Source organism: Paracoccus aminovorans, from assembly GCF_900005615.1.
Taxonomy (GTDB): Bacteria; Pseudomonadota; Alphaproteobacteria; order Rhodobacterales; family Rhodobacteraceae; genus Paracoccus; species Paracoccus aminovorans.
This window is the reverse complement of sequence record NZ_LN832559.1, coordinates 541,303-556,451: the sequence shown is the minus strand read 5'-3', so window position 1 is coordinate 556,451 and position 15,149 is coordinate 541,303. Positions and strand designations below refer to the sequence as shown.

The 15,149-nt window shown below is 69.6% G+C and carries 12 protein-coding genes and 2 pseudogenes; 4 read left to right on the top strand and 10 right to left on the bottom strand.

Annotation, left to right across the window (positions count from 1 at the left end; genetic code table 11):
• Window positions 1-2 precede the first annotated feature (2 nt).
• The 4 genes and pseudogenes from JCM7685_RS02830 to JCM7685_RS02815 all read right to left on the bottom strand — a co-directional run bounded on the left by JCM7685_RS02830 (window position 3) and on the right by JCM7685_RS02815 (window position 5,089).
• Window positions 3-272: a K+/H+ antiporter subunit F gene (locus tag JCM7685_RS02830; RefSeq protein WP_074966841.1), complete on the bottom strand. Its 270-nt coding sequence runs from the start codon at window positions 270-272 to the stop codon at window positions 3-5.
• Window positions 269-761, bottom strand: a pseudogene (locus JCM7685_RS02825) (Na+/H+ antiporter subunit E). Before JCM7685_RS02825 ends, JCM7685_RS02830 begins: the two are co-directional and overlap by 4 nt.
• A complete protein-coding gene (locus JCM7685_RS02820) occupies window positions 758-2,269 on the bottom strand; it encodes a monovalent cation/H+ antiporter subunit D (protein WP_074966842.1) in 1,512 nt (503 codons plus the stop codon). The pseudogene JCM7685_RS02825 and the gene JCM7685_RS02820 overlap by 4 nt, the downstream one beginning before the upstream one ends.
• Window positions 2,266-5,089, bottom strand: a pseudogene (locus JCM7685_RS02815) (monovalent cation/H+ antiporter subunit A). The gene JCM7685_RS02820 and the pseudogene JCM7685_RS02815 overlap by 4 nt, the downstream one beginning before the upstream one ends.
• 121 nt (window positions 5,090-5,210) lie before the next feature.
• Here JCM7685_RS02815 and ruvC point away from each other — a divergent pair.
• The 4 genes from ruvC to ruvB are packed head-to-tail and all read left to right on the top strand — an operon-like array spanning window position 5,211 to window position 8,320.
• Complete coding sequence (gene ruvC, locus JCM7685_RS02810) at window positions 5,211-5,705, top strand: crossover junction endodeoxyribonuclease RuvC (protein WP_074966843.1); 495 nt, start codon at window positions 5,211-5,213, stop codon at window positions 5,703-5,705.
• A gap of 10 nt (window positions 5,706-5,715) precedes the next feature.
• Complete coding sequence (ruvA, locus tag JCM7685_RS02805; RefSeq protein WP_074966844.1) at window positions 5,716-6,387, top strand: Holliday junction branch migration protein RuvA; 672 nt, start codon at window positions 5,716-5,718, stop codon at window positions 6,385-6,387.
• Between the two features lie 5 nt (window positions 6,388-6,392).
• Window positions 6,393-7,298 carry a zinc metalloprotease HtpX gene (gene htpX / locus JCM7685_RS02800; RefSeq protein ID WP_074966845.1) on the top strand — a complete coding sequence of 302 codons (906 nt, stop codon included), beginning with the start codon at window positions 6,393-6,395 and terminating at the stop codon, window positions 7,296-7,298.
• Window positions 7,295-8,320, top strand: a complete 1,026-nt coding sequence (gene ruvB / locus JCM7685_RS02795; protein ID WP_074966846.1) for a Holliday junction branch migration DNA helicase RuvB — start codon at window positions 7,295-7,297, stop codon at window positions 8,318-8,320. Before htpX ends, ruvB begins: the two co-directional genes overlap by 4 nt.
• A 475-nt stretch (window positions 8,321-8,795) precedes the next feature.
• Here the strand turns inward: ruvB and JCM7685_RS02790 are convergent, their stop codons facing one another.
• The 6 genes from JCM7685_RS02790 to pal all read right to left on the bottom strand — a co-directional run bounded on the left by JCM7685_RS02790 (window position 8,796) and on the right by pal (window position 15,135).
• On the bottom strand, window positions 8,796-9,212 hold the full coding sequence (locus JCM7685_RS02790) for an MDR/zinc-dependent alcohol dehydrogenase-like family protein (RefSeq protein ID WP_231964726.1): 417 nt from the start codon (window positions 9,210-9,212) through the stop codon (window positions 8,796-8,798).
• A 649-nt stretch (window positions 9,213-9,861) separates the two neighbouring features.
• Entirely contained in the window at window positions 9,862-10,179 is a 318-nt protein-coding gene (locus JCM7685_RS02785; RefSeq protein ID WP_074966847.1) for a chorismate mutase, read from the bottom strand.
• Between the two features lie 318 nt (window positions 10,180-10,497).
• Complete coding sequence (gene ftsH, locus JCM7685_RS02780) at window positions 10,498-12,396, bottom strand: ATP-dependent zinc metalloprotease FtsH (protein WP_074966848.1); 1,899 nt, start codon at window positions 12,394-12,396, stop codon at window positions 10,498-10,500.
• A 60-nt stretch (window positions 12,397-12,456) separates the two neighbouring features.
• Entirely contained in the window at window positions 12,457-13,692 is a 1,236-nt protein-coding gene (gene tilS, locus JCM7685_RS02775) for a tRNA lysidine(34) synthetase TilS (RefSeq protein WP_083412633.1), read from the bottom strand.
• On the bottom strand, window positions 13,682-14,620 hold the full coding sequence (locus tag JCM7685_RS02770; protein ID WP_074966849.1) for a tetratricopeptide repeat protein: 939 nt from the start codon (window positions 14,618-14,620) through the stop codon (window positions 13,682-13,684). Before JCM7685_RS02770 ends, tilS begins: the two co-directional genes overlap by 11 nt.
• A complete protein-coding gene (pal, locus tag JCM7685_RS02765; protein WP_074966850.1) occupies window positions 14,620-15,135 on the bottom strand; it encodes a peptidoglycan-associated lipoprotein Pal in 516 nt (171 codons plus the stop codon). Before pal ends, JCM7685_RS02770 begins: the two co-directional genes overlap by 1 nt.
• Between the last annotated feature and the right edge of the window lie 14 nt (window positions 15,136-15,149).

The following is a 15,149-nucleotide window of genomic DNA, read 5'->3' as shown; positions in this document are numbered from 1 at the left end:
CCCTATTCGATGATGTCGCCGCGCAGGACGAACTTGGCATAGGCGACGGTGGAAATGAAGCCGAGCATGGCAAAGAGCAGCGCCGCCTCGAAATAGATGCCGGTGCCGCGGTCGATGCCGAAGATCGCCAGAAGCGCGATCATGTTCAGCGCCATCGTGTCCAGCGCCAGCACCCGGTCGGCCAGCCCGGGCGCGCGGACGACCCGGTAAAGGCAGCAGAGCAGCGCCAGCCCGAAGCAGCCATAGGCGAACCAGATCGCATAAAGGATCATTCGAAGATCTCCTTCAGCCGGGCCTCGTAGCGGGTCTTGATCTCGTCGCGCACGGCATCGGGGTCGGGGGCGTGCAGACAATGCACCAGCAGCGCGCGGCCGTCCTGCGACAGGTCGCAGCTGACCGAGCCCGGGGGTCAGGGTGATGGTGCCGGCCAGCGCGGCGATGGCCTCGGGGCGGCACAGGTCCAGCGGCACGGCGATCCAGGCCGGGCGCAGCGCGCGGCGCGGCTTGAACAGCACGATCAGCGCCACCGCGACATTGGCCTTGACGATGTCGGCCAGCACCAGCGCCAGGTAGCCCGGGATCCGGCCCGGCCGGCGAAAGCCCCGCGTGCCCGGCCAATAGGGCACGGTCAGCAGCGGCACCGCCACGCCGACCAGCACGGCAAAGACCAGCGAACCCCAGGCCCAGCGGTTGACCAGCCCCAGCCAGACCAGCGCCAGCACCAGCGACAGCACGGGATGCGGCAGCAGCCGGCGGATCATTTCGTGCCCTCCTGCCCCGAGAGCACGGCCTCCAGATAGAGCGGCTGGTCGTGCAGCTGCAGCGCCGTGTCTTCGGCCAGGCGCATGGCCGGGCCGGCAAAGACGGTCAGCGCAACGATGCCCGCCAGCAGCGCGGCGATGGCCGCGACCGCCAGCCCCTGCCCCACAGGGGCGGGGGGCGCGGGACCGGCCTGGCAGCCCTTCCAGAACAGCAGCGCGCCGGCGCGGGTCATGCCATAGATCGCGACCAGCGAGCCGAGCAGGATCACCGCCCAGACCCAGACCACAGCCGGAGTCTCGGCCGTGGCCTGCATCACCAGCAGTTTGCCGATGAAGCCCGACAACGGCGGCATGCCGGTGACCGCGATGGCAGTGACGAAGAACAGCACCGCCACCAGACCGCTGCCGGGCATGGTCGGGCGCGGGCGCAGCCAGGGATCGCCCCGGCGCGCGCCGATCAGGTCCACGACCAGGAACAGCGCCGCCCCGGCCAGCGTCGAATGCACCAGGTAATAGACCGCCGCCGCCGTGGACTGCGGGTTCTGCTGCGCCACCGCGATCATCAGCGTCCCGACCGAGCCGATGGCCGCGAAAGCCGCCAGCCGCCCCAGGTGCCGGCTGCCCAGCACGCCGGTCTGCCCCAGCGCCAGCGTGAACAGCGCGGCGGGCAAGAGCAGGTCCACGACCGCGCTTTCGACCGCGGTGTCCTGCGGAAAGACCAGCGCCATGAAGCGCATGATGCCATAGGCCCCGACCTTGGTCATCACCGCGAACAGCGCCGCCACCGGCCCCGGCGCATTAGCATAGGTCGCGGGCAGCCAGAAATGCAGCGGCACCAGCGCCGCCTTGACCGCAAAGGCCAGCATCAGCAGCACCGCGCCGGTGCGCAGAAGCGCGGAATCGCCCGGCGGGATCGCCGCCGCCCGCGCCGCCATGTCGGCCATGTTCAGCGTGCCGGTGACCGCATAGAGCACCCCCAGCGCCGCCAGGAACAGCACCGAGCCGGCCAGGTTGTAGGCGATGTATTGCACGCCCGCGCGCAGCCGCATCTCGCCGCCGCCATGGACCATCAGCCCGTAGCTGGCGATCAGCATCACCTCGAAGAAGACGAACAGGTTGAAGGCGTCTCCGGTCAGGAAGGCGCCGCAGAGCCCCATCAGCTGGAACTGCCACAGCGCATGGAAGTGCCGCACGCGCCGGTCCCAGCCCGAGCCTACGGCGTAAAGCTGCACCACCAGCGCCAGCGCCGCGGTCAGCAGCAGCAGCAGCGCCGCCAGCCGGTCCAGCACCAGAACGATGCCGAAGGGCGCCGCCCAGTTGCCCAGGCGATAGACCCGGACCACGCCGTCCGCGGCCAGCAGGTTCAGGCCCAGTGCCAGGCCCAGCAGCAGCGCGGTGCTCGCAACCGACAGCGCCCGCTGCAGGCGCAGGTCGCCGCGCAGCGCCAGGATAATCAGCGCCCCCAGCGCGGCCGGCAGCAGGACCGGGGCGATCAGCGCATGGCTCATGGCGCGCCGTCCCCGGGGTCGCGGTCGGCAGGGGGCATGTCCACGCGGTCGTCTCCGCCCTCCAGGAAGGCCCCCAGCGCCAGCATCACCGCGCCCACCACGCAAAGGAACACGCCCAGGTCAAAGCCCATGGCCGTGGCCAGCTCGAAGGGTCCAGCCCGGGCAGTTCGACATAGCCATAGGCCGAGGTCAGGAACGGCTGTCCCGCGAACCAGGCGCCGATGCCGGTCAGCCCGGCCGCGATCACCCCGGCGCCGATCAGCGCGTGATAGCTGATGCGCTGCCGATCCTGCGCCCAGGCATAGCCCGAGGCCATGTATTGCGACACCAGCGCCACCGATACCACCAGTCCGGCGATGAAGCCCCCGCCCGGCGCGTTGTGGCCGCGCAGGAAGATGTAGAGCCCGACCACCAGCGACAGCGGCAGCACCAGCCGCGTCACCACCAACAGCGGCAGCGGGTGGCGGTCGCCGGCGCGACGCGCCCCGCGCCAGCCGAGCAGGCGCCAGCCGCCGGCGCGGGCCAGCAGCGCCTCGGTCAGGGCAAAGATGGCCAGGGCGGCGATGCCCAGCACGGTGATCTCGCCGAAGGTGTCGTAGCCGCGGAAATCGACCAGGATCACGTTCACCACATTGTCGCCACCGCCCAGCGTGTGGCTGTTTTCCAGCATGTAGCCCGAGATCGGCAGCAGCGCGAAATCGCTGCGCATCACCGCATGGGCCAGCGCGCCGAAGCCCAGCCCGGCCAGGACGGCGATGAAGGCATCGATGCCGCGCTGGCGGCCGGGGCTTTCCACAGGCGTCCGCTTCGGCAGGAAGTTCAGCGCCAGCAGCAGCAGGATCACCGTGACGACCTCGACCGAGATCTGGGTCAGCGCCAGGTCCGGGGCCGAGAGATAGAGGAAGCTGGCCGAGACCATCAGCCCGACGATGCCGACCAGCACCAGCGCCAGCAGGCGCCGGCGGTGAAAGGCGACCATGCAGCCGGTCGCCACCATCAGCGCCAGCCAGCCGACCAGCGGCACCGCCGGCACCTCGAGCATCGGCCGGGTCGCTCCGCGCCAGCCTCCGGTCGCAAAGGCCCAGAATCCGCAGCCCAGCACGGTCAGCGTGAACCCGGCCAGCGCCCGCGACATCGAGCCGTTGGTCAGCCGGTCGGTGACGCGGGCGGCGGCGCAGGTCGCGGCCCGGGTCACGGCGTCGAACAGGGCCTTGGCGTCCGGCCGCTCCAGCCCGTCGCGCAACGCGATCAGCGGCCGGTTCAGCGCCAGCAGCACCACGCCCCCGCCACCGCGGCGATGGACAGCAGCAGCGCCGGGGTCACGCCGTGCCACAGCGCGAAAGGCGGATGCACCACGGCGCCGGTGGTGGCGCTGGCCGAGACCTCGACCGGCCAGCCGGCCAGCCGGTTCGGGAACAGCCCGATCAGCACCACCAGCGCCGCCAGCAGCGCCGGCGGCAGCCACAGGCCGGGACCGGGATCGTGCGACCGGTGCGGATAATCCCGCCGCTCGGGGCCCAGGAACACCTGCCAGACCAGCCGCAGCGCATAGCAGACCGAAAACGCCGCCCCCAATGCCGCCAGCGCCGCGACCAGCCAGGGGTTGCCCTGCCAGGCGGCATGGCCGGCGTTTTCCAGCATCAGCTCTTTCGACAGGAAGCCGTTCAGCGGCGGGATGCCGGCCATGGACAGCGCCGCGATGGTGGTGATGGCGAAGGTCAGCGGCATCAGCCGCCGCAACCCGCCCAGCCGCGCGATCGAGCGGATGCCGGCCTCGTGATCGACGATCCCGGCCACCATGAACAGCGCCGCCTTGAAGGTGGCGTGGTTGACGATATGGAACATCGCCGCCACGGCCGCCGCCTGGGTGCCGAAGCCCAAAAGCATGGTGATCAGCCCCAGGTGCGAGACGGTCGAATAGGCCAGCAGCGACTTCAGGTCGTCGCGGAACATGGCGATCCAGGCGCCCAGCACCATGGTCGCAAGCCCGGTGGTGGCGACGATATAGAACCATTCCGGCGTCCCCGACAGCACCGGCCACAGCCGCGCCATCAGGAACAGCCCCGCCTTCACCATGGTCGCCGAATGCAGATAGGCCGAGACCGGCGTCGGCGCCGCCATCGCGTGCGGCAGCCAGAAATGGAACGGGTACTGCGCCGATTTGGTGAAGGCGCCCAGCAGGATCAACAGCAGCGCCGGCAGGTAGAGCGGGCTGGCCTGGATCGCCTCGCGCGCCAGCAGGATGTCGCCCAGATCGAAACTGCCGGCGATATTGCCCAGGATCAGCATCCCCGCGATCATGGCAAGCCCGCCGGCGGCGGTCACGGTCAGCGCCATGCGCGCGCCCTGCCGCCCCTCGGGCCGGTGCTTCCAATAGCCGATCGGCAGAAAGGACGACAGCAAGGTCAGTTCCCAGAACACCATCAGCAGCAGGACGTTGTCCGACAGCACGATGCCCAGCATCGCCCCCTGGAACAGCATCAGATAGGTATAGAACAGTCCTGCCGGGTCCCGGGGCGACAGGTAGAATCGCGCATAGCCGATGATCAGCAGCCCGATGCCCAGGATCAGGATGCCGAACAGCAGGCCCAGCCCGTCCAGCCGGAAATGCGCGTTCAGCCCCAGCGCGGGCAGTCAGGCGAAGCGCGCCGTGACCACCTCGCCGGCCATGATCGCCGGGATGTGCAGGCAAAGCCCCAGCAGCGCGACCAGGCTGGCCGCCGCGCAAGAGACCGCCGCGACGTCCCGCCCCCAGCGGATCAGCCATCCGGGCAGCAGCGCCCCGACGAACGGAAGCACGGCGATGAGCGCTGGCGACATTGCCCCTCGTCCCTTGTCGGTCCCCCTCTGTCCCCGATGGACGCCAGCGGGTCAAGCCGATGACAAAGCAACTAGGCGATGTTCGCCTTTCGTGCTAACGCTGGGCAAAAAGGGAACAGGCATGAAGATCATCGGCATAGACCCCGGCCTGCGGAACATGGGCTGGGGCGTGATCGCGGTGGACGGGCCGCGCTTGCGGCACCTGGGCAACGGCATCGTCCGCTCCGAGGCGGGGGATCTGGGACCGCGGCTCTCGACGCTTTATCGCGGGCTCTGCGCGGTGATCGCCCTGCACGGCCCGGATGCCGCCGCAGTGGAGCAGACCTTCGTCAACAAGGATGCGACCGGCACCCTGAAGCTGGGCCAGGCGCGCGGCATCGCGCTGCTGGCGCCGGCCGAGGCCGGGCTGGAGATCGGCGAATACGCCCCGAACGCGGTCAAGAAGACCGTGGTCGGCGTCGGCCATGCCGCCAAGGAACAGATCCAGCACATGGTCCGCTTCATGCTGCCGGGGGTCGAATTGGCCGGCCCGGATGCGGCGGACGCGCTGGCGGTGGCGATCTGCCACGCCCATCACATCCAGGGCCGCGCGCTGCGGATCAAGGTGCAGGCATGAGGAGGTTTGCATGATCGGCCGCATCGCCGGCATCATCCTGCACCGGGCGCAGGACCAGGTGCTGATCGACGTGCGCGGCGTGGGCTATATCGTCCATGTCAGCGAACGCACCGCCGCGAACCTGCCGCCCGCCGGGCAGGCGACCGCGCTTTATACCGAACTGCTGGTGCGCGAGGACCTGCTGCAGCTTTTCGGCTTCCCCACGCTTCTGGAAAAGGAATGGCACCGGCTGCTGACCTCGGTGCAGGGGGTGGGCGCCAAGGTGGCGCTGGCGATGCTGGGCACGCTCGGGCCCGAGGGGCTGGCCCGGGCGCTGGCACTGGGCGACTGGTCGGCGCTGCGCAAGGCGCCGGGCGTCGGTCCGAAGCTGGCGCAACGCGTGGCGATGGAGCTGAAGGACAAGGCCCCCGCCGTGATGGCGATGGGCGGCAACCTGACCGTCGATCCCGGCCCCCTGCCCGAGCCCTCGGCCGAGGTGATCGAGGCGCCTGTCGCCCGGACCGCACCACCGGCGCCGTCCTCGGCCCAGGCGACGGCGGATGCGCTCTCGGCGCTCGGCAATCTGGGTTACGCTCCGTCCGAGGCCGCCTCGGCGGTGGCCGAGGCCGCGGCGCGGGAACCGCAGGCGGCCACGGCGGCTTTGATCCGCGCGGCCCTGCGGCTGCTGGCCCCCAAGGAGTGACGACCATGACCGGAAACCTGCGCACCTTCGTCCTGATGGCCGCCCTGACCGCGCTGGTCATGGGCATGGGCTATCTGCTGGGCGGCCAGGGCGGTGCGGTGATCGCGCTGGTGATCGCCGGGGCGGGCAATGTCTTCGCCTGGTGGAACAGCGACAAGATGGTGCTGCGCCAGCAGGGCGCCCATCCGGTCACCCGCCAGCAGGCGCCGGAACTGGTGGACATGGTCGCGGAACTGGCGCAGCGCGCCGGCCTGCCGATGCCGGCGGTCTATGTGCTGGAGACCGAGCAGCCCAATGCCTTCGCCACCGGCCGCAACCCGGAAAATGCCGCCGTGGCGGTGACCCAGGGCATCATGCGGGTGCTGAACCGCGACGAGCTTGCCGGGGTGATCGCGCATGAGCTGGCCCATATCAGGCATCGCGACACGCTGACCATGACGGTGACCGCGACCATGGCCGGCGCCATCGCCATGCTGGGCAACATGCTGATGTTTTCCTCGATGTTCGGTGGGCGCGACGACAATCGCGGCGGCGGGCTGGCCGGGATCCTGGCGATGATCTTTGCCCCGATGGCGGCGGGGCTGGTGCAGATGGCGATCTCGCGCACCCGCGAATACGAGGCCGACCGCAGCGGCGCCCGGATCTGCGGCCAGCCGATGGCGCTGGCCTCGGCACTGGCCAAGATCTCGCGCGCGGCGGGCCAGGTGGTGAACATCCCGGCGGAACGGAACCCGGCCTCGGCGTCGATGTTCATCGTGAATCCGCTGCACGCGCTGCGCATGGACCGGCTGTTCGCCACCCACCCGCCGGCCGAGGAGCGTATCGCCCGGCTGCAGGCCATGGCCGCGGATTTCGCGCCCTCGCGCGTGCCGGCCTCGGGCGGACCCGGCGGACCCTGGGGCGCGCGATGATCCAGCCCGACCCCATGATGCGCCCCGAGCCGATCGAGGGCGAGACCGAAGACCGCGCGCTGCGCCCGCAGATGCTGACGGATTTCGTCGGCCAAGCCGAGGCCCGCGCCAACCTGCGCGTCTTCATCGAAAGCGCCAAGATGCGCGGCAAGGCCATGGACCACACCCTGTTCCACGGCCCCCCCGGTCTCGGCAAGACCACCCTGGCGCAGATCATGGCGCGCGAGCTGGGGGTGAACTTCAAGATGACCTCCGGCCCGGTGCTGGCGCGGGCGGGCGACCTCGCCGCGATCCTGACCAATCTGGAAAACCGCGACGTGCTCTTCATCGACGAGATCCACCGCATGAACCCGGCGGTCGAGGAGATCCTCTATCCGGCGATGGAGGATTTCGAGCTGGACCTGGTGATCGGCGAAGGTCCGGCGGCGCGGACGGTGCGGATCGAGTTGCAGCCCTTCACCTTGGTCGGCGCCACCACGCGGCTGGGGCTGCTGACCACGCCCCTGCGCGACCGCTTCGGCATCCCGACGCGGCTGCAATTCTATACCATCGATGAGCTGGACCTGATCGTGACCCGCGGCGCCCGGCTGATGGGGATCCCCTCGGAACCCGAGGGCACGCGCGAGATCGCCCGCCGCGCCCGCGGCACGCCGCGCATCGCCGGCCGGCTGTTGCGCCGGGTGATCGACTTTGCCCTGGTCGAGGGCGACGGGCGGCTGACGCGCGCCATCGCCGATTCGGCGCTGACCCGGCTGGGCGTGGACCACATCGGGCTCGACACCGCGGATCGCCGCTATCTGACGCTGATGGCCGAGCATTACGGCGGCGGCCCGGTCGGAGTCGAAACGCTGTCGGCGGCCCTGTCGGAAAGCCGCGACGCCATCGAAGAGGTGATCGAGCCCTATCTGATGCAGCAGGGCTTGGTCGCCCGCACCCCGCGCGGCCGGATGCTGGCACGGCTGGGCTGGCGGCATCTGGGCCTGGATGCGCCGCGCGCGCAGGAAAGCCTGTTCGATGAATGACCGGAGGAAAGGCACGCATGATGCGTGCCGCGAGCGCGCCCAAGGGTTTCCGGCCGATCCCGCGCGGAGATCCTGCCACCTTGCGCGCCGGGCGGCGGCGCCGCGACCGGGGGCTTTGCGCCCCCGGACCCCCGCAGGATATTTCCGCACAAAAGAACAGGCGGAGTGGTAGCTCTTCCGGCTTTTCCGGCGTGAGCCCATGGCGCGGCGCCCGGTCGGCGCGTGGGTCCGCCGCGGCTAGATGCTTGTTGCCGGCATCTTTCGGGATCGGATCGACGATGAAACTGTCTGGGGCTGAAGTCCAGATCTTGTGAATGTCAGCGTAAGGTGTGGATCGTCGGGTGCCTTCAATTTGGTTCCAACGAGTCGCCGCGGTGGCGACACCGCCGATCGTCGTCGGAATGCAGGGTTTGGACGTTCGACAGAAAACTATCCGCCGAGTCGTTTCTTGATCCGCCTCGCCGTGCTTGATGGTTCAGCTCATCGGCGCGACCTGTCCCTTGATTCGAGCACGATTGGAATGCGGCAGGTTGGCGTCCCGTCCCATGTGGATGCCGGCGCAGACCACGCGGCCGCCCTTGCGCACCGCCCGCAGCGCCACGGGCACCAGTTCGCCCAGCGGAGCGAAGATGATCGCCGCGTCCAGCGGCTCGGGCGGCGGCTGGTCCGAACCGCCGGCCCAGTCGGCGCCCAGGCTGCGGGCAAAATCCTGCGACATGCGGTCGCCGGGCCGGGTGAAGACATGGACCGAACGGCCCTGCCAGGCCGCCACCTGCGCGACGATATGGGCCGCGGCGCCGAAGCCGTAAAGCCCCAGCCGCCGGCCCTGACCGGCCATGGTCAGCGCACGCCAGCCGATCAGCCCGGCGCAGAGCAGCGGCGCCAGCGCCACGTCCGCGCCTTCCTCGCCCAGCGGAAAGATGAAGCGGGCATCGGCGACGACCGCGGTGGCATAGCCGCCGTCGCTCGTGTAGCCGGTGAAGCCCGGCCGGTCGCAGAGGTTTTCCTGCCCGCGCAGGCAATAGGGGCAGGGTCTTCTTTCTGCGGGCCATGTCGACCAGTTGCGTCGCCGAAAAATGCATGTCGACGGCTGCGAACAGGATTTCCTTCGCTCGTCCGGACCTCGGCAATATCCGTACGGGAGAAGCCGACGGATGGTGCTGGGAACGCTGCCGTTCGGATTGCCGCCATCGACATCGGGCAAGCACGCAGTGCTGAGCGCTGAGCGGGTCAGTCGCAGTATCGCAAGCTTGAACGCAAGCGATCATCAAGTGGGCAGCGTATAGCGGCGAAATGCCACCACCATCGCCTCTTGGGCCTCGGTGCGGGGCGTTGGCCCTTGCGGTCCTCGACGGACTCGGGCTTGCGCAGGGCCGCCGCCGTCATGGGGTCGAGACCGAGTTGGCCGCCCGGCGACGCTTGCGATCTCTGTATTGCTGCTTGGACAGCCTGATCGTGGCGCTTCCGCGACCAACCGGTCCCTTCGGGCCTGCTTCCATGTCATGGAGAGGACCGAAACCGTCAAACATGGCGGCAGACGGCTAGGCTCGTCCGCGGTCGGACAGCAGCCGGTCTTCCTGGGCGATGAAATGCTCCATCATCACCCGCCACAGCCGCTCGGCCAGATCCGGATCCAGCCCTTGCTCGGCGGCAAGGCGGCGGGCATTGGCGGCGACCTCCTCGACGCGGCTGTGGATGCGGGCAGGCAGGCTTTCGCGCGCCTTGATCCGCGCCGCCTCGTCGATCAGCGCCGAGCGTTCGGCCAAAAGCGCGATCAGCCGGGCGTCCAGCGCATCGATGCGGGCCCGCAGGTCGGGCATGGCGGAATCGGGGGGCAGCGGCGGGTCGAAGGTGCTCATGTCCGTCCCATGCCCTGATGCGCCCGCCAAGGCAAGCCGCAGGATCGGCGGATTGTTGCGCGCATGTCGCAGGTCATCGGCAAAATTCCGCTCAATCAGAAACGGGCTGGCGGGAATCGGCGTTTCGTTTCCAGCTGAGGGCAAGCCATGCCCTGCCACAGAAAGGTCGCTCGCATGAAAGCCGCCAGTTTCGTGATCAATATCGGTTTCGGCCTCGGCTTGGCGCTTGGCGCCGTCGCGCTGTTGCTGCTCTGAGCCTGCCGGACCAGAGTTGTGCCATGAAAACCCCCGGGGTCGAGACCCGGGGGTTCTTGGACTTCAACCCTGCGGCTGCGGCGCGGCGTCGGGGGGCGGAGCGACGCTGCCGGCGCGCGGGATCGCCGTGACCGAGGGGATGGAGGAGCCGGGCGTATCGTCGTCGCCGCCCAGGGCCTCGCCGCGGATCACCTTGCCGATATCCTCGCCGGTCAGGGTTTCGTATTCCAGCAGACCCTTGGCGAGGCGCTCGAATTCCTCCTGCTTCTCGTTCAGGATGCGCCAGGCCTCCTGATAGCCTTCCTCGATCAACCCGTGGACCTCCTGCTCGATCAGCTCCTTGGTCGCGGCCGAGACCGAGAAGCCGCCGGTATTGCCCTGGTAGCCCTCATGCGCCTCGGCATAGTCGATATTGCCGACCTTGTCGGACATGCCCCAGCGCATGACCATGGCGCGCGCCAGCGCCGAAGCCTGCTGGATGTCGCCCGCCGGGCCGTTCGAAACGCCTTCCGCGCCGTATTTGATGATCTCGGCCGCCTTGCCGGCCATGGTCATGGCGAGTTTCTGCTTGGCCTCGTCCTTGTGATAGTTCAGCCGATCCATTTCCGGCAGGCTGACCACCATACCCAGAGCACCGCCGCGCGGGATGATCGTCGCCTTGTAGACCGGGTCGCATTTCGGCAGGGACAGGCCGACGATGGCGTGGCCGGCCTCGTGATAGGCGGTCTTTTCCTTCTGCTCGGGGGTCAGGACCATGCTGCGGCGCTCGACACCCAGCATGACCTTGTCCTTGGCGTTCTCGAAATCCTCCATGGCGACGAAGCGGCGGCCAATGCGGGCGGCGGTCAGCGCGGCCTCGTTCACCAGGTTCATCAGGTCGGCGCCAGAAAAGCCGGGCGTGCCGCGCGCGATGATGCGCAGGTCCACGTCGGGGCCGACCGGCACCTTGCGGGCGTGGACGGACAGGATCTTTTCGCGGCCCTTGATGTCGGGGTTCGGGACATAGATCTGGCGGTCGAAACGGCCGGGGCGCAGGAGCGCCGGGTCCAGCACGTCCTTGCGGTTGGTGGCGGCGATGATGATGACGCCCTCGTTGGCGTCGAAGCCGTCCATTTCCACCAGCAACTGGTTCAGGGTCTGCTCGCGTTCGTCGTTGCCGCCGCCGATGCCGACGCCACGGGCGCGGCCGACGGCGTCGATCTCGTCGATGAAGACGATGCAGGGGGCGGATTTCTTGGCCTGCTCGAACATGTCACGCACGCGGCTGGCGCCGACGCCGACGAACATCTCGACGAAATCGGAGCCCGAGATGGTAAAGAAGGGCACGCCCGCCTCGCCGGCGATGGCGCGGGCGAGCAGCGTCTTACCGGTGCCGGGCGGACCGACCAGCAGCGCGCCTTTCGGGATCCTCCCGCCCAGACGGCTGAATTTCTGCGGATTGCGCAGGAATTCGACGATCTCTTCCAGTTCTTCCTTGGCCTCGTCGATGCCGGCGACGTCGTCGAAGGTCACCCGGCCGTGCTTTTCCGTCAGCAGCTTGGCGCGCGACTTGCCAAAGCCCATGGCCCCGCCTTTGCCGCCGCCCTGCATCCGGTTCATGAAGAAGATCCAGACGCCGATCAGCAGGATGAAGGGCAGCCAGACGCCCAAGAGCGACATGAAGCCCGACTGCTGCTGGCGCTCGACCTTGACCTCGACGCCCTTGTCGATCAGCCGGTCGGCGATTTCCTCGCCCTGCGGACGGACGGTGGCATATTGCTTGCCGTCCTTGCCGAGGATGCCGACCGTCTCGCCGTCGATGGTGACCGAGGAAACCTCGTCCTTGTCCACCCGCTGGATGAAGTCGGAATAGCTGATCTGGCGGCTGTTCATCTGAGAAGAACCGTCGCTGAACAGGTTGAACAGCGCCAGGATCATCAGAAACAGCACGACCCAGAAGGCGATATTGCGCGCGTTGCCCAAAGGCAGGTCCTCCGCGGGTAAACAGGCTTTCGTGTGAAAATAGGGATTCCGCCGTCAGGTTCAATGCACATAGAGCATCGCGCGGAAATCCGGCAGTCCGCGCAGGGGTTCGACCGAGACATTGGCGGCCGGTTCCAGCAGCGGCGCCGCCAGCAGCGCCTCGCCCTGCCAGACGGCGGGGGTGGCGGCGGCCTCGTCGCGGGACAGGCCCGAATCGCGCCAGGGCAGGCCCGGCAGCGGATCGTGGCCCAGCGCACGCACCTCTTGACCCGGAGCCAGGCCGCGGATGCGCCAGCGGTGGTCCCAGACCACGGGATCGCCCGTCGCGGGCGCGGTGCGGGCACTGGCGGCGGGTTCGCGCAGCAGCTGCAGCCAGCCCTCCCGCGGCCGGGCGATCACCCCGTCCAGCGTCACCTGCCGGCCCTGCGCCAATTCGTCCAGCGCATGCAGGACCGGCGCGCGCCGCGGCGGATAGTCGCCGCCGGTCACGAAGCGCAGGCCGGTGACCAGAAGCCGGCGCCGGATCTCGGACGGTGCGGCCAGGAAGGCGGGCAGCGGCAGGGACAGGCCGGCGGCGCGGGACCGCGCGCCTTCGGCCGCCTGCGCCGCGTAATGGGACAGCGCATCGCGCGCCATGGCCAGGTTCGCCGCCGATTGCGCCAGTTGCGACAGAGGCAGCTCCAGCCCGGCCAGCGCCTTGCGGGCGCGGATGCGCTGGAAATCCTCGCGCTCGTTCGACGGGTCGTCGATCCAGCCGATGCCGCGCGCCACCAGCCAGCCGCGCAGTTCCGCGCGCGAGATCGCCAGCAGCGGCCGCAACCAGATCGTGCCCTGCGCGGCACGACGCGCGGCCATGCCGGAAAGACCGTCCACGCCGGCGCCGCGCGCCAGCCGCATCAGCAGCGTTTCGGCCTGGTCGTCCTGCGTATGGCCGAGAAGCACTGCGGGCAGGCCGTGCCGCCCCGCCCAGTCGGCCAGCAGGCGCAGGCGTGCCTCACGCGCGGCAGCCATCAGGTTGCCGCCGCCCTCGCGATGCCAAGGCAATGTCTCATGCGGGATGCCCAGCGCCGCGGCGGCCTGCCCGGCCTGCCGGGCCTCGTCGGCCGAGCCCGCGCGCAACCCGTGGTCAACCGTTGCCGCCAGCAGCCGCGCGCGGCCCCAGCCTTGCGCCAGGTGCATCAAGGCGACCGAATCGCCGCCGCCGGACAGGGCGATGCCCAGGGCGGGCAGGTCCCCGGCCAAGCGGTCCAGCGCGGCATGGGCGCGGGTTTCGACCGCGCCCGGTTCAGCCGCCATCCGCCAGGTCCGCGGCAGCCTCGGGGTCCATGTCCGGATCCATGCCCTCGGCGTCCTGGGCCGAGCCCTCGATCAGCGGCTCGCAGCCGGTCTCGGCCATGCGCTTCTGCGCCTCGGCCGCCTGCGGGGCCTCGGGGAAGCGATTGGCGATTTCCTGAAGATAGAAGCAGCCCTCGCCCGGGCCGCCCTTGGCCGACATGGCGCGGGACAGGCCCAACAGCGCATCCGCCGCCTGCGGCCCGTCGGGATTGGCGGCGAAGCTTTCCAGCCAGGCCAGCCCGGCCCCGTCCAGATCGCCGGCCGAATCCAGCGCCGCCCCGCGCAGGAACAGCGCCTCGGCGGTCAGCGGACCGCCGGCATGGGTCTTGGCGACGGCCGCGAAGAGGTCCGCAGCACGGCGAAAGTCACCTTGACCGAGCACCTCCCGGGCCCGGTCGAAATCGGCCTTTTCCGCCGCGGTGGCGGCCCCGGCCGAAGGGGTTCTGGCAGGCGCGAGCGCCCCTTTCTGGTCCGAGGACGGCATGGGCGACGATCCGCCCTGGTCGCCCAGCGTCGGCGTGGTCAGGCTGCCCAGGTCGCAGCCCTCTTCCATCTCGCACAGGCGGAACTCGATGTCGCCGATGCGGGTGGTGCCGTCCTTGACCACGCGGTCGATGCGGTTCTGCAACTGCTCGGTCTGGCCGGTCAGCTGCGCCAGCCGCGCCTCCATCGCGTTCATGCGGTCGATGGCGCTGTCGCCGCCCGCCGCGGCGAAGCCGGCCTGACCCGAGGCCACCAGCTGCGCCCGCAGCGATTGCAGGTCGGCGGAAAGCTGGTTCAGCTCGGTGCGGATGTCGGCCAGCGACTGGCCGTCCTGCGCCGCCGCCGGCAGCGCCGCCAGCGCCAAGCCGGCCGCAAGAAGCCAGCCTCTGATGGGATTTCCGGGCATCACGTCCCCGCCCCTGACCGCAGCGCCGTCACCGCGCGCCGGTTCTTGGAATAGCATTCCTCGGTCGAGCAGATCGCCAGCGGCCGTTCCTTGCCATAGCTGACCTTCTGCAGCCGGCCGGGCGCCACGCCCTGCGAGATCAGGTATTCCTGCACCGAGCTGGCCCGCCGCGCGCCCAGCGCGAGGTTGTATTCGCGGGTGCCCTGTTCGTCGGCGTGACCCTCGATCACGGCCGAGAAGCCCTGGTTCTGGTTCAGCCAGCCGGCCTGGTTGGCCAGCTGGGTGCGCGCCTCGGGCGAGAGCGTCGACTGGTCCACCGCGAACAGCACCGTGTCGCCGATGGCGGTCTTGAAATATTCCGGCGAGCCCGGCAGCGCCGCCGCGCCGACCCCGCCCATGCCCGCGCCGCCGGCCCCGGCATAGGGGTCCTGCACCTGCATGTCCTGCGCCGGACGGGCACAGGCCGCCAGCGCGAGAACGGCGCCGACCGCGGCAATCTTGATGAAAGTCTTCATATTCCTGTCCATCT